Here is a 17,321-nt window from a genome sequence, read left to right as displayed (position 1 = left end):
CAAAATCGTTTTTTATGTTATAGTTTCGTAAGATAGCAGGAGAATAGCAAAGGGGTTTAACGCTTATGTTCAAGAAACTGTTGCCACATATGCGTGTGGATACGGTTTATGATATTCAATTAGATGAGCTGCATAAGAATGGAATTCGCGGCATTATTACGGATCTGGATAATACGCTTGTGGGAGCGCGGGTGCCGCTTGCAACGCCCGAGCTGGTCAAATGGCTGGACGATGTCCGTGAGCGCGGCTTTAAAGTCGTTATCGTATCGAATAATAATGTAACCAGAGTGTCCAAATTTGCAATGCCTTTGAACATTCCGTTTATTCATGCTGCGCGCAAGCCGGCTAACACGTCTTTTCGCAAAGGGCTAAAGGTATTGGAGCTGAAAGCGGAAGAGACGGTAGTCATTGGCGATCAGATGCTGACGGATGTGCTGGGCGGCAATCGAATGGGATTATATACGATTCTTGTAGCGCCAATTGCTCCTGCTGATGAAGGAATCATGACCCGGGTCAACCGCCGAATTGAGCGTATCGCCAAATCGAGCCTTGGCAAAAATGGGTTATGGAATGAGGGGGAGAAGAAGTGAAGGAAGAGCAGCTTAGTCTGGCAGCACAGTCTTGTGCGGGCTGTGGCGTAAAACTGCAAACGGAAAATGCAGAGCTTCCTGGCTTTGTGCCAGAGCAGGCAGTAGTAAGGGAGCCGGCCATATGCCAGCGTTGTTTCCGTATTCGCAATTATAATGAAGCATCGTCGGTGACGGTGGACCAAAATGAGTTTCTGAAGCTGCTCAGCAGCGTAGCAACAACGGACAGCCTCGTTGTGCATATTGTCGATTTGTATGATTTTGAGGGCAGTTTGATTTCGGGCCTGCAGCGCTTTGTAGGCAACAATCCCGTGCTGCTGGTCGTCAACAAAGTCGATTTGCTGCCAAAATCAATGAACCTGAACCGTCTCCGCAACTGGGTGCAGCAGCAGGCGAAGAGTGAGGGGCTGCGTACGCTGGATATCGTGCTGTGCAGCGCCAAGCGCAACATTGGTTTCGAGCATGTTATTGAGGCGCTTGATCGTCACCGTAAAGGGCGCGATGTGTATGTGGTCGGCGCAACCAACGTTGGCAAATCTACGCTGATTAATCGCTTGATTAAAGATTACAGCGATTTGGAGCGCGAGCTGACGACATCCCGCTATCCGGGAACGACGCTTGATGCTGTACACATTCCGCTGGATGATGACAGGTTCATCATCGATACGCCCGGCATCGTCTATCCGACGCGGATGACGGAAATTGTGCCGCGTGGATTTCTGCAGTCGCTGCTGCCGGACAAGCCGATTAAGCCGCTTGTGTACCAGCTTAATGACCAGCAGACGCTGTTTATCGGCAGCTTGGTCCGTTTTGATTTTGTAGAGGGTGAGCGCCAATCGTTTACGCTGTACATTTCCAATGCGCTGAATGTGCACCGGACGAAGATGGAGCGTGCGGATGCGCTTTATGAGGATCATCAGGGCGAGCTGCTCGGCGGACCTTCTCGCGAAGAGCTTGCCGAGATGCCGGCATGGACGCGCCACTCGCTGCGCGTGCCGCGGGGAGCGAGGAAGGATGTATTCATCTCTGGCCTAGGCTGGATTCAGGTGAACGGCGAGGCAGGCGCCTTGCTCGATTTATATGCCCCGAAAGGCATCAAGGTGCTGCTAAGGGATTCATTGATTTAACGGCTATGATGGGATAAGCTCGTCATCATGCTTTACACTTCATGGGCAGCTGAGAGGGGATATTGGCGGAAATGAGTGCGGGAGAAGTCCATACAGCAATGCAGCGCATTGACAGCCATACGGTGCTTTACGGAGTAATTGGTGACCCCATTCATCATTCCAAGTCGCCCATTATGCTTAATCGCGCTTTTCAGGAAACGGGCATTAAAGGTGTTTATTTGGCTTTCCACATTACGGCAGGCGAGCTGCCTGCTTTCGTTAGTGGCGTTCGGGCGATGGGTATTCGGGGAGTGAATGTGACGATTCCTCATAAATTGGATATGATGAAGGAAATGGATGAAATCGACGAAAGCGCGCGAGCGGTAGGGGCGATGAATACCATTGTCAACGATAACGGACGCCTGATTGGCTACAATACAGACGGCATCGGCTACGTCCGTTCCCTTAAGGAAGAGGCGGAGCCGGAGCTTGCCGGCAAAAAGATTGTTGTGATTGGCGCAGGCGGAGCTGCGCGCGGCATTGTTTATGCGCTGTCAGGCGAGCAGCCGGAGCGCATTACAATTGCGAACCGCTCGCTCGGCAAGGCTGAGGAGCTGGCTGCAGCGCTGCAGCGCCGCGCAGATATCGCGGCGGTCACGAATGACGAGCTGCGCAAGGTATGCGCGGACGCGGATGTCGTGATCAATACGACATCTTTAGGCATGTATCCGAATGTGGTTGAAAGTCCGCTTGATGCTTCGTGGCTGAAAGAAGGCTGCGTCGCCAGCGATTTAATATATAATCCGCTGCAGACGAAGTTTTTGCAGGATGCTGCGCTTCATGGCTGCCGGACGCATGGCGGTCTGGGCATGTTTATTTATCAAGGCGCATATGCTTTCGAATATTGGACAGGGCAGCCCGCGCCTGTTCAAGCGATGCGCGAAACGGTACTCGCTGCCCTCCAGGGCTAGCAACTTTTTCTTATTACTATTTGAAAGAAGGAACATATAGCGATGCTTACAGGGAAACAAAAACGTTATTTGCGCGCGATGGCGCATCATTTACAGCCGATTTTTCAAGTCGGCAAAGGTGGAACGAATGACCATCTTATTCGTCATATTAATGAGTCGATTGAGCTGCGCGAGCTGATCAAGCTATCCGTGCTGAACAACTGCATGGACGATCCGAAGGAAATCGGAGTTGAAGTAGCGGCAGCGGCTAAAGCCGAGCTGGTACAGGTTATTGGCAAAACGATTGTGCTATACAAACGCGCATCGGAAGAGAAAAACCGCAAAATCGAGTTGCCAGCTGTCAAAGCGGGACGCTAAGGGCTCGCGAGGAAATGAGTTCTCGCTTTTGCTGGCAAAGTATGCAGCGGAATTTATTTCACCGCAATGACTAAGCGCGAAGTTTACAGACAAGGAGGACTGCGGCTATGCGTAAAATCGGCATTATGGGCGGAACGTTCGATCCCATTCATCTCGGACATCTCATTGCCGCAGAAACAGCGCGTACAAGCTGCGGGCTGGATGAGGTGTGGTTTATTCCCTCGTTTTTGCCTCCGCTCAAAAGCCATGAGCCTGGCGAGCACAGCGAGCTGCGGCTGCAGATGGTGCAGGAAGCGATAAGCGGCAATCCCCATTTTCGTGCACTGGATATTGAGCTTGCAAGAGGCGGGCTCAGCTATTCCATCGATACGGTTCTGGAACTGAGGCATTTACATCCGCAGGATTCCTTCTCTTATATAATTGGAGCCGACCGGGTCAATGATTTGCCCGGGTGGCACCGGATTGAGGAACTGGCGGAGCGGGTTGCTTTCATCGGGCTTAACCGGGAAGGCACGGAGGCGGATGCCGGTGCGCTGCCGGATTCCTTGCAGCAGCGGCTGACGTTTGTGGATATGCCGCCCATCGGCATTTCATCTACGGCGATTCGCGAAGCGATTCAAGCTGGCGGCAGCTTCCGCTATCTCGTACCGGAAGCTGTGTTTCATTTTATTACGAGGAGGGGCCTTTATGGAGCGCGATCAAATGATTGAGTCGGTGAAGGCGCAAATGCCCGAGAAACGCTGGAAGCATACCGAAGGCGTAATGGCAACGGCGGTTCAACTGGCGGTAAGGTTCGGGGAAAATCCGGAGCAGGCTGAGCTGGCGGCAATTTTGCATGATGTGGCGAAATATTGGCCAGTCGACCGCATGGAGAAGGTGCTGCGCGATCAGCAGCTGGCGCCCGAATTGCTGGCACAGGATAAAAATTTATGGCATGCCGAGGTGGGAGCCTGGGTCGCGGAGCATGAATATGGTGTCACAGATGCGCTGGTGCTGGATGCTATTCGCTTCCATACTTCGGGCCGCCTTGCGATGACGCGTCTGGACAAGGTAGTTTGTCTGGCGGATTATATGGAGCCTGGGCGCGATTTTCCCGGTGTCGACGACATTCGCAGGCTGAGCAAGGATAGCTTGGAGCAGGCGCTGCTGGCGGGATTTGATTCGACGATTCTGCTGCTGCTCAAAAAAGGCAAGGCCATTTTTCCACTGACAATAGAAGCACGTAATGGTTTAATAGAAGAGTTAAAAACAGGAGGCTGAGTTATGACGGTACATTCGGAGGAGCTTCTGCAAGCAACGGTTGCTGCAGCGGAAGATAAGAAGGCTATGCGTATTGTAGCTTTGAATTTGCAGGAAATTTCCCTGGTAGCGGATTATTTCGTAATCTGCTCGGGTAATTCGGATACACAGGTACAGGCGATTGTGACGGAAATTCGTAAATCGGCAGAGCAGCGCGGCGTTCGTGTTCGCGGGATTGAAGGCATGGATTCGGCCCGTTGGGTGCTGGTTGACCTTGGCGATGTGGTTGTTCACGTATTCCACCGCGACGAGCGTGACTATTATAATATTGAAAAGCTTTGGTCTGACGCCAAAGTTGTGGAATTCGCATGAGCTTGATTGCCGGTACGACAATAACGTTAAGGGTGGCACGCGAAGTGTCGCCCTACGGCTATTTTTTGACCGATGGCGAATCCGAGGTGCTGATGCATTATACGGAGCTGGTCGGCAGCAAGCCCAAAGTTAACAATGAGGTTGAAGTCTTTATATTTTTTGATACCGAGGATCGACTGGCTGCAACGATGAAGCGTCCGCTGGTGAAGCTCGGCGAGCTGGCACGCCTTAAGGTAGCGGATGTGCACCCGCGGCTGGGCTGTTTTCTCGAAATCGGGCTTGGCCGCCAGCTGCTGCTGCCGCTTTCGGAGCTGCCGGAAAATGTCGATTATCGTCCGCTGCCGGGTGATGAGGTTCACATTGTGCTGGGCCATGACAAAAGCGGCAGACTTATCGCCCGGCTTGCAGGCGAGGATGAGCTTGGGCCGCTCGTATTTGCGGCACCAGATTCCTGGCGCAACCAGTGGACCCATGGCTGGGTAACGAAGTCGCTGCAAATGGGCTCTTTCGTCCTGATTGACGGCGGGGTTGTCGGCTTTGGCGCATATGGTCTTATTCCGGCACCGGATCGCGTGCGCCCGCTTCGTCTTGGCGAGCGGGTATCGGCGCGCATTACCTTTATCCGCGAGGATGGACGGGTGAATCTGTCGATGGGCCAGCAGAAGGAAGTGGGCCGTCTAGAGGATGCCGACCGTCTGCTTGCCTTTTTGAAGGAGCGTCCGGGCGGCGGCATGCCTTATTCCGATGAGACGGAAGCGGGCATAATTAAGCAAAAATTCGGCATCAGCAAATCGGCATTTAAACGTGCGATTGGCAAGCTGATGCGCGAGCGTCTGATTACCCAGAAGGGCAGCTGGACCTATCTAGTGGAAGCGGCTGGGGACAACGACGCAGCAGGCGAGGCTGTTAAGTCGAACAATGGCGAAGCTTCTGCTTCCGAAGGCTCATCTGAGGATTAAGGAGGGCTTTCTAGGTGGAGTCATATGGCGAGTTCGCTGCGGTATACGATGAGCTAATGAGCGACATGCCTTATGAGGATTGGCTTTGGTTCACAGAGCAATGCTGGGAGCGTTATGGCAAGCCTTCTGTTATTGCCGATCTTGGCTGTGGGACAGGCTCTATCGCGATACCGCTTGCGTTGACCGGTATGCAGGTTTATGGCATTGATTTGTCTGAGGATATGCTGAGCGTGGCGCGCAGCAAATGGGATGAGGCGCTTTCTGCCGCCCATGGCGCACGTACAGGCTCAGCTATCTGGCTGCAGCAGGATATGAGGGAATTTGATCTGGGTGGGCCTGTGGACGCGGTTATTTCCTTCTGCGACTGCGTCAATTACTTGACGGAGGAAGCGGATGTAATTGCCGCTTTCAAGGCGGTATACGCGGCGCTTTGCCCTGGCGGCGTATTTCTATTCGATGTGCATCCGAAGGCGCAGCTCATTCGCTATGCGGAGGAGCAGCCCTTCGTGCTGGACGAGGACAATGCGGCCTATATTTGGACATGCGAGCTGGATGAGGAGCGCTGCGAAATTGAGCATCATTTGACGATCTTTGCGCATGAAAGCGGAGAGCGGTTTCGCCGCTTTGAAGAAATGCATGTGCAGCGGGCTTATGAGGCGGACTGGATTTCGGAGCAATTGCAGGCGGCCGGGTTCAGCAAGGTCGAGCGTTTTGCCGATTTCAAGCTGCAGCCCCAAGACGAGCGCTCGGAGCGGCTTTTTTTTGCGGCGGTAAAATCTTAATACGGCGTTCTGCTAGAACGCCAAAAGGCTTGCGCAGCCGTATGCTCATCAGGAGCAGAGCGGCGGCGCAAGCCTTTTATTGTGCTCATATTAGAGTTGCCTAAGAGGTTGCTGTCGCAATTTCGCTACAGTATGTTGCTCTGCAATCAGAGCTGCGCAGCAGCGTCTGTATGCTCTTCCTCTGCTTCCTCCACCGCTTTATGCGGAGGGACGAAATGGCGGCGGCAGCGGGGCTCGTAGCTCTCCGTATCGCCGATTAAAATGACTGGCCCCAGCGTCGCTGGCTGGCCGTTAATGACGCGCTGAGTGAACGCCGCGTTCGCGTCGCCGCATACGGCGCAGAAGGAAGTCAGCTTCACAATTTCGTCGGCAATGGCGAGCAGCCCGCCGATATAGCCAAAGGCTTTGCCGCGGTAGTCCATGTTAAGGCCGTCTACAATGACCTGTTTGCCGTTATAGGCAAGCTCCTCTATAAGAGGGATGATGCTTTTGGAGAAAAACTGCACCTCGTCGAAAGCGACGACGTCGGCATGCTTGGTATCCTGCAAAATGCGCTCCGCCATCTCGGGCGTAAGCTCCTTCGGAATGTTGAAGGCCGGCAGGCGGTAGCCCATGCGGCTAACAATTTCCTCGCTGCCGAACCGATTATCCTCCGCAGGCTTATACGCTCTGACTTTTTTGCGGCCATATTGCAGCAATTTATGACAGCGCCGTATGAGCTCGCCGGATTTTTCCGAGAACATCGGGCCGATAATGACCGTAATCCAACCTCTATCCATATGGCCTAATTCTCCCTTACACTTGAAATATAAGCATTTATAAGTTTTGCACTTATCATTAGGCTTATATTTCTCGGATTGAAACGTGCTGCGCGGCCAAAGGACGGCGATAGCCGTTTCACCTTGAGTCCATGTGTGCCTGTATCATTTTAGCAGGATTACCCTGCGATGCAATGTGAAGGTTGTATGCTTTTTGAATTACTTGGTCAAAAATTATTCTCGAAGCGCGTCCTTCAAGCGGCTGTTCATGGAAGTGCCTGCAGCTGCCCCACGTGCAGCAGCGAGCCGCCATTTTTTAACTTCCTGCTTCAAGCGATCGTTCTCTGCCGCTAATAATTCGATGTTTTCAAGCAGCTCGGGATTCGTATATCCGGCATCCTTAAATAGCTTATGCAGCGCCTCTTGGAGCTGTTCAGGCGATAAAATTTTGTTCATATTAACCTCCGTATCAATTAAAAATGACTCTACCACATCATATCCGTATCTGTTAAAATAGTCGAGTGGCCTAAAACCGGGTCTCATAGATAGGCGTATTTTTTCATTTGACTCCACCTATATATTGATGTAGAATCAAATTCAGCAACTACATCTTGTTGTGAAGCACGGAAAACGACACTTTAAGTCTACTAGCGCAACTGACGCTTTTTCAAGGTCAGAAGCGCTTTTCTATTGCTGATATCCGGTAGGGGAGAGAGAAATATATGCTGGTTGTCTATGATTCCAAGACGGGCAACGTCAAACGATTTATTAACAAATTGAATATGCGCGTTATTCCGATTGAAGAGCAGGAAGCGATTCAGGAGCCGTTCGTTCTCATCACGTATACGACAGGCTTTGGACAGGTGCCAGAACGGGTCTTGTCGTTTCTGAAGCGCAACAGCAAACATCTTCGCGGCGTATCCGCCAGCGGCAACCGCAATTGGGGAACGGGCTTTGCCAAAAGCGCAGATACGATTGCCGAGCTATACAATGTCCCTGTTATTTCTAAATTTGAGTTGTCCGGAACGAAATACGATACGGAAAACTTTGTTGAAAGGGTGCGAACCATTGAAGCATATTGAGTTGAATAATGAGCTGATGCAGCGCGGAGCTGACGGCTTTTACCAGTTGGACAAGGATAAAGAGGCAGTAGCAGCATTTATGGAGGAAGTTGAGCAGAAGAGCGTGAAGTTCGCCTCGCTCCAGGAGAAGCTTGACTACTTGATCGGCAATGACTACTACGACAACGTTTTTGACCATTATACATATGAGCAAGTTGAGGCTGTATTTGATTTAACGGCAAACAGCAGCTTCCAGTTTCAGTCGTATATGGCCATTTCCAAGTTTTACAAAGACTATGCCATGAAAACGAATGACAAGCTGCAATATTTGGAGCAATATCCGGACCGCGTTGCGATTGTTGCGCTGCATCTGGGTGAAGGCGACGCAGCAAGAGCACTGCGCATCGCGGAGGCGATGATTGAGCAGCGGCTGCAGCCTGCAACTCCTACCTTCCTTAATGCGGGCAAAAGCCGCCGCGGCGAGATGGTATCCTGCTTCCTGCTGGAAATGGACGATTCGCTTAATTCCATCAACTATGTAATTGGCACGTGCATGCAGCTGTCGAAAATCGGCGGCGGCGTAGCGGTCAACCTCTCGAAGCTGCGCGGACGCGGCGAGCCGATCAAAGGCGTCGAGGGTGCGGCGAAAGGCATTATGCCTGTGCTTAAGCTGATGGAGGATGCATTCTCCTATGCCGATCAAATGGGACAGCGCAAAGGTTCTGGCGCAGGCTATTATAATATTTTTGGCTGGGATGTTATTGAGTTCCTCGATTGCAAAAAAATTAACGCCGATGAGAAGACACGGATCAAAACGCTGTCGATCGGCCTTATTATACCGAATAAATTTTATGAGCTGGCTGCGCAAAACAAGCCATTGTACGTCTTCGGACCACATTCCGTCAATAAAGCCTACGGCAAATATTTGGACGATATGGATATGGATGAAATGTATGAGGAGCTGCTTGCGAACGATTTGGTGAAAAAGAAAGTGGTCATGAATGCACGTGACATGATGACGAAAATCGCATCGATTCAGCTGGAATCCGGCTATCCTTACATTATGAATAAATCGAATGCGAACCGCGTTCATGCGCTTAAAGATGTAGGCGGCGTTAAGATGTCGAACCTTTGCACGGAAATTTTCCAGCTGCAAGAGACGTCGGTTATTAATGACTACGGTACGGATGACCTGATTCAGCGCGATATTAGCTGCAACCTGGCATCGCTGAACATCGTAAACGTCATGGAGCTTAAGAAAATCAAGGAATCGGTTCATGTTGGTATCGAGGCGCTTACAACAGTCAGCGATCTTTCAAATATCGACAACGCCCCAGGCGTGCGCAAAGCGAACGAGGAGCTTCACTCCGTCGGCCTTGGCGCGATGAACCTGAACGGCTATCTGGCGAAAAACCACATCGCTTACGAAAGCGATGAGGCGAAGGAGTTCGCTAGCACGTTCTTTATGATGATGAACTATTATTCGCTAGAGCAAAGTATGGAAATTGCCAAAGAGCGCGGCGAAACGTTCAAGGATTTTGACCGTTCCGAATATGCGAAGGGCACATATTTTGCACGTTATGAAGAGACGGATTACCGTCCGGTCAGCGCTGCGGTGAAAGCTTTGTTCGAAGGCATGGAAATTCCATCCCCTGAGGACTGGACTGCGCTTAAGGCGAAAGTACAGCAGCACGGCCTGTACCACGCTTATCGTCTGGCTATCGCGCCAACGCAAAGCATCTCGTACATTCAAAATGCGACATCGAGCGTTATGCCGATCGTTGAGCATATCGAGACGCGGACATATGCGAACTCGACAACCTATTATCCAATGCCGTTTTTGTCGCAGGACAACTTCTTCTATTACAAATCGGCTTACAATATCGATCAGTTCAAGCTCATTGACCTGATTGCAGAAATTCAGCAGCATGTGGATCAAGGTATCTCCACGGTTCTGCACGTAAACAGCAACGTGACGACTCGGGAGCTTGCCCGCTTCTACATTTACGCAGCCCACAAAGGACTGAAGTCGCTCTATTACACAAGAACGAAACGTCTATCCGTAGAAGAGTGCACAAGCTGCGCGGTTTAAAACAAGAAAATAGATATAGTTGAATAAAAATCGGTAATAGAGCTTGGAGCGGCGGAGAGAAAGGTTGGCACTGGAGGAGCGATAGCGTCCGCCTTTGTTTTCAGATTTCATCCTCTACGAGGATTCATCAAAGAAATCAGAAAACAACAGCGGCCGGAAGTCCAACCTTTCTCGCAGTGGCTGCAATAGCGTCTATACCGGTCATCAGTTCAACTTATATAGATTTGCGCAAAAAGATGAGGTTGTGGGGCGGCCGCTTTAGGTGCCGTCACGCAGCCTTTTACAAAGGAGCCTAATATATAATGAAGGCAGTTAACTGGAACCGCCCGGATGATGATTTTACGCTGACGTTCTGGCAGCAGAACGTCATGCAATTCTGGACGGACGAAGAAATCCCTCTATCCGACGATAAAATGGACTGGATGGAAATGAGCGACGCCGAGCGCAGCTTATATAAAAACGTGCTTGGCGGATTGACGCTGCTGGATACGATTCAGGGCGGTATTGGCATGCCGAAGATTTTGGAGCATGTAGATGGCTTGCAGCGCAAAGCGGTGTTGTCCTTTATGTCGATGATGGAGCAAATTCATGCCAAATCGTACAGCAGCATTTTCACGACGCTCGCGTCTACAGAGGAGATCGACGAGATTTTCCAATGGGTAGAGAAAAACGAGCATCTGCAACGAAAAGCGGAGCTTATTTCCTCGTGGTATGAAGGCATTAGCACAAAGCAGGATCTGTATAAAGCAATGGCAGCCTCCGTATTTTTGGAAAGCTACTTGTTCTACAGCGGCTTCTTCTATCCGCTTTATTTGGCAGGTCAAGGCAAAATGACGAGCAGCGGCGAAATTATCGACCTTATTTTGCGTGACGAGAGCATCCACGGCTTGTACGTTGGCGTGCTGGCACAGGAGCTGTTTAACACCTTCACGCCGGAGGAGCAGACTTCGCTTAAGGCTGAGCTGGATCAACTGCTTAACGACCTGTACGAGAATGAGGTTCTTTATACCGATTCGCTGTATTCGCCGCTTGGCCTAGAGGAAGAAGTAAAAACGTATGTGCGTTATAATGCGAATAAAGCGCTGATGAATCTTGGCTTTGACGGTGTGTTCCCCGATGAGCCGGTCAATCCGATCGTATTCAATGGCATCAGCACACACACAAAACAGCATGATTTCTTCTCCAAAAAAGGCAATGGCTACGTACGGACGATTCACGTCGAGCAATTGAACGATGATGATTTTGTTTTTAACTTTTAGTATAGAATGAATTGGGTGGAAAGAGCCTTGCGAGGTTAATATCTCCACCTTGCTTATACACAAAGAAGCATTCGGCTAGGTTAGCCGAGTGCTTCTTTTTTTGAAATATAGGAAAAGATATGATTTTCTCATCCTTTCTCTATATTTCTCGGACTGAAACGTACCGCGCCGCCAAAGGACGGCTTTCGGCCGTTTCACCTTGTATAAAATTTGATTATCTCCTAACTAAATAATAGAGCCAGCATGATAACATCAAGAAAATTTTTGGTGGCTTCATGCATTAAATATTGCCGCAGCACGCCTTCCTGCTGAAAGCCGAGCTTTTTGAGCACATGGAGCGAAGCGATGTTTTCAGGGTGGACCTCGGCTTGGATGCGGCGGGCATGAATATGCTTGTCATTAAAATCCATCACAGCCTGCAGCGCTTCGGACATCATGCCTTTGTTCCAGTAATCCGGCTTAAGGTCATAACCGATCGTAAGCGGATAACGGGGCTCTACCTCAAATTCGCCTCTTGTCGGCATCAGCATAACCGTTCCCATAATAGGTGTGCTGCCTTGCAGCGTAATGCCCCATGGAATGAGTCTGCGCTCCGCGTAGGCCTCATTCCAAGACTCAATCAGCATTTTGCAAGCTTCAATGGAGTCTGGGCCAAGCCAGTCCAAATGCCGAGTCACCTTCATATCCGAATAAAAAGCATGCAAGTCTGCGGCGTCCTGCACAGCCATTTGGCGCAGGGTTAATCTTTTCGTATGTAGAAAAGGGAATGAGGAAAATAAATCGTCGAAGCCCATGCGGTTCACTCGCCTTTTATAGAAGATGGGATGCGAGCCTATCATATCCCAGCTTGCTTAAACGAAAATGAAAAAGCAACTGCAACCAGCTTACTATTATTCCTTGCTGCCGATTCGGGATAATGGGCTACCACTCAGAGGGCAATCATGTTACACTATTTGCGGGTGAAAGCTCATCCTAACGCAACTGTTCTGACCGATGAAAAGGGGGAATTCGCGTGGACAACTGCTCAATTATTACGAAGCCAACGCTTCATTTAGTAGGGATTAGTTATTGCGGCCCGTATTCTACTTTTCCGGATGAGGCGATTCGCCTGCAAAGCGAGTTTCTAGCCCGCAAGCATGAGCTGAATACCACGTCGAAGGCACCGCTGCTGTACAGCCCGTATTTTGGCAACGAAGTATTTGCCACTTATTGGGCCTGCTACGAAATGCCGCCGTCAGAGGAAGTGCCGGATGGCATGGTGCAGTTCACCATCCCAACCCATCGTTATGCGATGGTTGCATCGACGAACAAACGAATTGGAGAAGCCTACGAGCAGCTATTTGCCTGGATGAACGAGCAGGAGCTTGAGAAGCATCAGAGCGCTGTCGCGCTTGAAGTCTTTTATATTCAGGAGCAGCATTTGGAGGAGGAAGCGGTTGAGCTTCTTATTCCGCTTGCCGATTAGAACAAGCTGTGCCAGACAAATTAGAAGCGTTATAATAGGAGAGGAGTCCTGAGCGGGACGCCTCCTTTTTATTTGTTGATAAACATGAACAGGAAGGGGACTGAGGCCAGCATGGTGCCTATTTACATAGTAGATGCGTTTACAAGCAAGGCGTTTGGAGGTAATCCGGCAGCGGTATGTCTGCTGGCGGCACTGAGTGATGAAGGATGGATGCAAAAAGTAGCGGCGGAGATGAATTTGCCCGAGACCGCTTTTGTCGCACCACGCGAGGGCGGTTATGAGCTGCGATGGTTCACGCCTACGCAGGAGGTGGATTTATGTGGACATGCTACGCTCGCGGCTGCTTTCGTATTGTGGAAGACGGAGCGGCTGGGGGTAAGTCAGGCGGCAGCCTTTTGGACGAAAAGCGGCGTGCTGACTGTAGAGCTAGGGGAAGATGAGGCGGAGATAACGATGGACTTCCCTTCGGAGCCGCCAGCTCCGGCCAAAGCGCCCGAGGCGCTCATTGAGGGACTTGGGCTCATTCCGCGTTATACGGGACGCAACCGTATGGATTATGTTGTTGAAGTGGACAGTGAGCAGACGGTGCGCGGGCTAAAGCCAGATTTCTCGCAGCTGAGCTTGCTGGATGGGCGGGGTGTCATTGTGACGGCTCGCGCCGAAGGCCAGGCAGCCCATGACTTTGTGTCGCGGGCTTTTTATCCGAAAGGGGGCGTGCAAGAGGACCCGGTGACAGGCTCGGCCCATTGCGCGCTGGCGCCCTACTGGGCGAAGCGGCTGCGTAGGGACGAGCTGGTAGGCTATCAGGCGTCGGCTCGCGGCGGTTTTGTAAAGGTGAAAAATATATTGGATCGCGTTCAATTGAGCGGACAAGCCGTTCTAATGATGCGCGGTGAACTGGAGGAGATTTAACCGATGATGAAGCTAAAATGGCAAAGAGAGCAGAAGCAGCAGCTGATTGAGCAGGTACAGCACTATTTTGAGCTGGAGCGTTCGGAGGAAATCGGTACCATTGCAGCGGAGCAGCTGCTTGACCATATGGTTGCGCTGCTCGGCCCGCATGTTTATAATCAGGCGATTAAGGATGCGAGAACGACAGTAGTCGAACGAATGCAAGCGATGGAAGACGAGCTGTATGCGCTGGAGAAAAATGTTTCCGCACCGCGCGGAGGCTCTCGCTAATAGGCTGAAGGAGTGTTTATGCAAGTGGAAATAAGCAAAGCGAATATGAAATACGACATTATTTTGTTTGATATCGATGATACGCTGCTCGATTATGGGCAGGCGGAGGCACATGCCTTCACAAGCTCCTGCCGGGATTATGCCATAACGCTTGCAGGCAGCGATTACGTGGCGCGTTATCGCAGCATTAACCAGCAGCTTTGGCACGATTATGAGCAGGGAAAGGTGACGCTGGCGGAGCTTAGAGAGGAGCGGTTTAGACGGCTGTTTGCTGAAAATAACCCTCACATCGCGGCAGACGAATTTAGCACCTGCTATTTGAACTATTTAGGCGAGGGCAGCTTTCTGATCGAAGGCGCTGTAGAGCTATGCAGCAGCCTGCAGGGTCATTGCCGTATGGCGGTTATTACGAACGGCATTCGCGAGGTACAGCTGTCGCGTATTGGCAAAGCGGGGCTGAATGATTTTTTTGAGCATATTATTGTGTCAGAGGAGACGGGATACCAGAAGCCGCATAAGGGCATTTTTGACTATGCGTTCGCGAAGCTGGGAGCAACTGACCCGTCCAAAATTATCATCATCGGCGATTCCTTGACCTCCGATATGCAGGGTGGCATGAACAGCGGCATTGATACATGCTGGTTTAATCCGCACCGGAAGAGCAATACGACGGCGGTTAAACCGGCTTTTGAAATTCAACGATTGTCTGAGCTGCTTTCCATTATAAATGGATAAATCAAACGACAGATTTTCAGAGGACTGAGGTTCCGCTATTCTGAATGGGTAACCGATCATTCCGAACATACTTTTCTAGAAGAACAACCAGTAGCTTGATACAACTTCGCCGTACAGCAGATGAAATAGTCTATATAGTCACGAAGCCGTGTTTGATTCGATTTACTTTTTTGATCTAATAATGAAATTTATGGAACCTTTTACTGTTTTGTGCGTCTATATAGATAGGAAGACTGGTTGTATCAGATTTCAGGATTTTGATTCCTTCAGGGAACAACATCGATGAGTCTGTTATGATAAAAATTGTAGCACTCTTTGTTTGGCTAAAGTGAGGCATACAACCTGAATAACCTAACTTATCTAACTTTACGACACAGCAAAATCGAGAGTAGCAGGAGGAGCTGAATTTTAGTTGAAGGGAAAGTTGAAGTCAGCAATTGTTGCCACTGTAGTTGGTGCCACTCTTTTAACATCTTCACAAGCGTTTGCAGCAGACGTAATGTTTACGAACTCATCCACTACGAACAGTACTTTTAGTCGTGCAAGCGCCGCCGATTACGCAGAAACTTGGGCAACGTCATCAAATCCTTCTTACGCCAGCTATGGCAGTAATAGTGATGGGGGGGATTGCACGAACTTTGTGTCTCAAGCATTGTATGAAGGAGGTGGGTTAGCTTTTAACGGAACCAAAGGCTACAACAGAAACACCGTAGACTGGTACTATTATGGGCCAAATGTTCCACCTGCCACTAATCCGAGAACTTCTTCTTGGACAGGAGCACATCAATTCCGGGAGCATTTTGCTGTTATCAATGGTGTTGGTGGGAAGAAAGCATACAAAGCAACGAGATACACATCTCAGGAATTAAGTAATGACTTCCAGCCGATATATGATGAGCTTTACCGCGGGGATATTGTCCAACATGTTAACTCTGGCGGACATACGATTCATTCTCAGATTGTTAATGGCTACGGCCCTGGCAACGATCTAAAGGTTGCTCAACATTCTATCAATAGTGGAACATGGAATAAGGATATCTCCTTAAAATCATACGTAGCCTACGGCTCGTGGATTGTTTCCATCAAAATTAAATTATAAAGGAGCTGGGAAACGTTGAATAAAAAAACGTGGATGATTCTATCTGTCTGCGGTGTGTTAGCGATTGGTGGCTTCGTATGGGGAAACAGTGCCTCTAACCAAGCCGAAGCTAATGTCCCTTCCCTTCAAGAGAAGGTTGACTATGCTAATGAAAGCTATGAAGCACAGAAGAAGATCGCTGATGCCCCAGGAGCCACAACTGCAGAAGAACAGAAATTAAAGGAGTTGGCGAGTAAAGCTGGAGATTTAGAGGCTGAACTCAATCCGCAAAGTGCGCTAGAAGAATTTAACCAAGTTTTTGCAGGATACAAAGACTTATATGCGATTGAAAGTGCCCACTATGCTGACCAGCAGGATTCTGAAGACCCGGCCGTACAAAGGGTTCTAAAGGAACTGGAGCAAAAAGGTGAATTGATTGCTCAATTTGAGCTCAAGGCACAGAGTCAGTCGTTGAACAAATCTGCTGATGGTGAGTCCTTGATTGATCAGTTCATGTCAGCAACTAGCGAACTTAATCAAGAACTATATCCAGAACAGTATAAATAATAAAGCATTTCGAAGGAGCTGCCCGATTGTGGCAGCTCCTTTATTTTAGATTGAAATACCGTCCATCCTTAGGCCATGACTTTATTAATAGGAGCTCGAGCACCAAGTAACTAGCATTGGATGACGATCCGAGCAGAAATCAGGATTACAACTTAGGCATCAATTGATATAGAATGGTATACTTTTCCCAATCCGTTGAACCGGACTTCGTATATTCCAAGATAATTTGTTCAGCAATTCTAATCTCATTTTCAATATCACTCGAGAGGTTTCCTTTGTTTTTTAACTCCTCAAAACGCGACACTAGAAATTCAATTGTTGCCTTATCAATAATACCAGTTAACAGAGACTGATCTTTTTTTGCAGAATCATTACTTATATTACGAGGTTTGAGTTGAGCATTCGGAATGTATTTAATAGGTTGCTCGTTTGCATTTTTCTTACTTCCCATTATGAGCAGATCTACATTCAATCTTAGCTGCTGGACTTCAGAGAAGTAGAACTTAGCAACTTCATTGATCATAGTGTGGCGATACCCCTCAAAATACATTTTTAACAATATATTATCTTTATGCGTCATGATTAGCGGTATTCGATCACAGATAATCATCTGGTACTTTGTTGTATATATGCCAAGCTGGAGTCTGTAAAATATTCTGTGTAAACTCTCAAACCCGATTACAATAGAAGAAAGGCTGGTTTGAGAGGATGGCACCGATGGCGAGATTCAATAAGGAACAAGTGAAGGCAT

At 49.5% G+C, this 17,321-nt stretch carries 22 protein-coding genes; 18 read left to right on the top strand and 4 right to left on the bottom strand.

The window, feature by feature from the left end:
- Positions 1-65: 65 nt before the first annotated feature.
- The 9 genes from AC50YG_RS25865 to AC50YG_RS25825 all read left to right on the top strand — a co-directional run bounded on the left by AC50YG_RS25865 (position 66) and on the right by AC50YG_RS25825 (position 6,373).
- Positions 66-590 (top strand): YqeG family HAD IIIA-type phosphatase, encoded by a 525-nt coding sequence (locus tag AC50YG_RS25865; protein WP_341281992.1) that lies wholly within the window; start codon positions 66-68, stop codon positions 588-590.
- Positions 587-1,714, top strand: coding sequence for a ribosome biogenesis GTPase YqeH (gene yqeH, locus AC50YG_RS25860; RefSeq protein ID WP_473759952.1), 1,128 nt, complete (start codon positions 587-589; stop codon positions 1,712-1,714). The genes AC50YG_RS25865 and yqeH overlap by 4 nt, the downstream gene beginning before the upstream one ends.
- A 71-nt stretch (positions 1,715-1,785) precedes the next feature.
- Positions 1,786-2,664, top strand: coding sequence for a shikimate dehydrogenase (gene aroE / locus AC50YG_RS25855; protein ID WP_494831016.1), 879 nt, complete (start codon positions 1,786-1,788; stop codon positions 2,662-2,664).
- A 42-nt stretch (positions 2,665-2,706) separates the two neighbouring features.
- Positions 2,707-3,021 carry a ribosome assembly RNA-binding protein YhbY gene (gene yhbY / locus AC50YG_RS25850; RefSeq protein ID WP_046229655.1) on the top strand — a complete coding sequence of 105 codons (315 nt, stop codon included), beginning with the start codon at positions 2,707-2,709 and terminating at the stop codon, positions 3,019-3,021.
- 107 nt (positions 3,022-3,128) lie between these two features.
- Positions 3,129-3,731 (top strand): nicotinate-nucleotide adenylyltransferase, encoded by a 603-nt coding sequence (gene nadD, locus AC50YG_RS25845; RefSeq protein WP_494831014.1) that lies wholly within the window; start codon positions 3,129-3,131, stop codon positions 3,729-3,731.
- Positions 3,709-4,281: a bis(5'-nucleosyl)-tetraphosphatase (symmetrical) YqeK gene (gene yqeK, locus AC50YG_RS25840; RefSeq protein ID WP_473759947.1), complete on the top strand. Its 573-nt coding sequence runs from the start codon at positions 3,709-3,711 to the stop codon at positions 4,279-4,281. Before nadD ends, yqeK begins: the two co-directional genes overlap by 23 nt.
- A 3-nt stretch (positions 4,282-4,284) precedes the next feature.
- A complete protein-coding gene (rsfS, locus tag AC50YG_RS25835; RefSeq protein ID WP_341281997.1) occupies positions 4,285-4,632 on the top strand; it encodes a ribosome silencing factor in 348 nt (115 codons plus the stop codon).
- On the top strand, positions 4,629-5,591 hold the full coding sequence (locus AC50YG_RS25830; RefSeq protein WP_494831011.1) for a CvfB family protein: 963 nt from the start codon (positions 4,629-4,631) through the stop codon (positions 5,589-5,591). Before rsfS ends, AC50YG_RS25830 begins: the two co-directional genes overlap by 4 nt.
- 14 nt (positions 5,592-5,605) lie before the next feature.
- Positions 5,606-6,373, top strand: coding sequence for a class I SAM-dependent DNA methyltransferase (locus AC50YG_RS25825; protein WP_494831009.1), 768 nt, complete (start codon positions 5,606-5,608; stop codon positions 6,371-6,373).
- Between the two features lie 146 nt (positions 6,374-6,519).
- Here AC50YG_RS25825 and AC50YG_RS25820 read toward each other — a convergent pair whose 3' ends face one another.
- On the bottom strand, positions 6,520-7,152 hold the full coding sequence (locus AC50YG_RS25820; RefSeq protein ID WP_473759941.1) for a thymidine kinase: 633 nt from the start codon (positions 7,150-7,152) through the stop codon (positions 6,520-6,522).
- 213 nt (positions 7,153-7,365) lie between these two features.
- Positions 7,366-7,587 (bottom strand): hypothetical protein, encoded by a 222-nt coding sequence (locus AC50YG_RS25815; RefSeq protein WP_473759939.1) that lies wholly within the window; start codon positions 7,585-7,587, stop codon positions 7,366-7,368.
- Between the two features lie 266 nt (positions 7,588-7,853).
- Here AC50YG_RS25815 and nrdI point away from each other — a divergent pair, with 266 nt between their 5' ends.
- The 3 genes from nrdI to nrdF all read left to right on the top strand — a co-directional run bounded on the left by nrdI (position 7,854) and on the right by nrdF (position 11,543).
- A complete protein-coding gene (nrdI, locus tag AC50YG_RS25810) occupies positions 7,854-8,213 on the top strand; it encodes a class Ib ribonucleoside-diphosphate reductase assembly flavoprotein NrdI (protein WP_494831006.1) in 360 nt (119 codons plus the stop codon).
- Positions 8,200-10,284, top strand: coding sequence for a class 1b ribonucleoside-diphosphate reductase subunit alpha (nrdE, locus tag AC50YG_RS25805; protein WP_341282003.1), 2,085 nt, complete (start codon positions 8,200-8,202; stop codon positions 10,282-10,284). Before nrdI ends, nrdE begins: the two co-directional genes overlap by 14 nt.
- A 302-nt stretch (positions 10,285-10,586) precedes the next feature.
- Positions 10,587-11,543: a class 1b ribonucleoside-diphosphate reductase subunit beta gene (gene nrdF, locus AC50YG_RS25800; protein WP_473759935.1), complete on the top strand. Its 957-nt coding sequence runs from the start codon at positions 10,587-10,589 to the stop codon at positions 11,541-11,543.
- Between the two features lie 221 nt (positions 11,544-11,764).
- Here nrdF and AC50YG_RS25795 read toward each other — a convergent pair whose 3' ends face one another.
- Positions 11,765-12,337 (bottom strand): GNAT family N-acetyltransferase, encoded by a 573-nt coding sequence (locus tag AC50YG_RS25795; RefSeq protein WP_494831003.1) that lies wholly within the window; start codon positions 12,335-12,337, stop codon positions 11,765-11,767.
- A gap of 218 nt (positions 12,338-12,555) precedes the next feature.
- Here AC50YG_RS25795 and AC50YG_RS25790 point away from each other — a divergent pair, with 218 nt between their 5' ends.
- The 6 genes from AC50YG_RS25790 to AC50YG_RS25765 all read left to right on the top strand — a co-directional run bounded on the left by AC50YG_RS25790 (position 12,556) and on the right by AC50YG_RS25765 (position 16,570).
- A complete protein-coding gene (locus AC50YG_RS25790; protein ID WP_494831001.1) occupies positions 12,556-13,008 on the top strand; it encodes a GyrI-like domain-containing protein in 453 nt (150 codons plus the stop codon).
- A gap of 111 nt (positions 13,009-13,119) precedes the next feature.
- Positions 13,120-13,920 carry a PhzF family phenazine biosynthesis protein gene (locus tag AC50YG_RS25785; protein WP_494830997.1) on the top strand — a complete coding sequence of 267 codons (801 nt, stop codon included), beginning with the start codon at positions 13,120-13,122 and terminating at the stop codon, positions 13,918-13,920.
- 3 nt (positions 13,921-13,923) lie between these two features.
- Positions 13,924-14,190, top strand: a complete 267-nt coding sequence (locus tag AC50YG_RS25780) for a DUF2164 domain-containing protein (protein ID WP_494830994.1) — start codon at positions 13,924-13,926, stop codon at positions 14,188-14,190.
- Between the two features lie 45 nt (positions 14,191-14,235).
- Positions 14,236-14,925, top strand: coding sequence for a YjjG family noncanonical pyrimidine nucleotidase (locus AC50YG_RS25775; RefSeq protein ID WP_494831317.1), 690 nt, complete (start codon positions 14,236-14,238; stop codon positions 14,923-14,925).
- A gap of 412 nt (positions 14,926-15,337) precedes the next feature.
- Positions 15,338-16,024, top strand: coding sequence for an amidase domain-containing protein (locus AC50YG_RS25770; protein ID WP_494830992.1), 687 nt, complete (start codon positions 15,338-15,340; stop codon positions 16,022-16,024).
- Between the two features lie 15 nt (positions 16,025-16,039).
- Positions 16,040-16,570, top strand: coding sequence for a hypothetical protein (locus AC50YG_RS25765; protein WP_494830991.1), 531 nt, complete (start codon positions 16,040-16,042; stop codon positions 16,568-16,570).
- A 145-nt stretch (positions 16,571-16,715) separates the two neighbouring features.
- On the opposite strand, the gene AC50YG_RS25760 is transcribed toward AC50YG_RS25765, so the two are convergent.
- A complete protein-coding gene (locus AC50YG_RS25760) occupies positions 16,716-17,093 on the bottom strand; it encodes a hypothetical protein (protein ID WP_494830989.1) in 378 nt (125 codons plus the stop codon).
- Positions 17,094-17,321 lie beyond the last annotated feature (228 nt).

It is taken from the genome of Paenibacillus sp. J31R34 (assembly GCF_059383715.1).
This window is presented reverse-complemented; position numbering and strand designations above follow the sequence as displayed.

Bases quoted from the DNA above. Each gene is read 5' to 3' on its own strand.
- AC50YG_RS25865 (WP_341281992.1), top strand. From the start codon at position 66: ATGTTCAAGAAACTGTTGCCACATATGCGTGTGGATACGGTTTATGAT.
- aroE (WP_494831016.1), top strand. From the start codon at position 1,786: ATGAGTGCGGGAGAAGTCCATACAGCAATGCAGCGCATTGACAGCCAT.
- yhbY (WP_046229655.1), top strand. From the start codon at position 2,707: ATGCTTACAGGGAAACAAAAACGTTATTTGCGCGCGATGGCGCATCAT.
- nadD (WP_494831014.1), top strand. From the start codon at position 3,129: ATGCGTAAAATCGGCATTATGGGCGGAACGTTCGATCCCATTCATCTC.
- yqeK (WP_473759947.1), top strand. From the start codon at position 3,709: ATGGAGCGCGATCAAATGATTGAGTCGGTGAAGGCGCAAATGCCCGAG.
- rsfS (WP_341281997.1), top strand. From the start codon at position 4,285: ATGACGGTACATTCGGAGGAGCTTCTGCAAGCAACGGTTGCTGCAGCG.
- AC50YG_RS25830 (WP_494831011.1), top strand. From the start codon at position 4,629: ATGAGCTTGATTGCCGGTACGACAATAACGTTAAGGGTGGCACGCGAA.
- AC50YG_RS25820 (WP_473759941.1), bottom strand. From the start codon at position 7,152: ATGGATAGAGGTTGGATTACGGTCATTATCGGCCCGATGTTCTCGGAA.
- AC50YG_RS25815 (WP_473759939.1), bottom strand. From the start codon at position 7,587: ATGAACAAAATTTTATCGCCTGAACAGCTCCAAGAGGCGCTGCATAAG.
- nrdI (WP_494831006.1), top strand. From the start codon at position 7,854: ATGCTGGTTGTCTATGATTCCAAGACGGGCAACGTCAAACGATTTATT.
- nrdF (WP_473759935.1), top strand. From the start codon at position 10,587: ATGAAGGCAGTTAACTGGAACCGCCCGGATGATGATTTTACGCTGACG.
- AC50YG_RS25795 (WP_494831003.1), bottom strand. From the start codon at position 12,337: ATGGGCTTCGACGATTTATTTTCCTCATTCCCTTTTCTACATACGAAA.
- AC50YG_RS25785 (WP_494830997.1), top strand. From the start codon at position 13,120: ATGGTGCCTATTTACATAGTAGATGCGTTTACAAGCAAGGCGTTTGGA.
- AC50YG_RS25780 (WP_494830994.1), top strand. From the start codon at position 13,924: ATGATGAAGCTAAAATGGCAAAGAGAGCAGAAGCAGCAGCTGATTGAG.
- AC50YG_RS25775 (WP_494831317.1), top strand. From the start codon at position 14,236: ATGAAATACGACATTATTTTGTTTGATATCGATGATACGCTGCTCGAT.
- AC50YG_RS25760 (WP_494830989.1), bottom strand. From the start codon at position 17,093: ATGATCAATGAAGTTGCTAAGTTCTACTTCTCTGAAGTCCAGCAGCTA.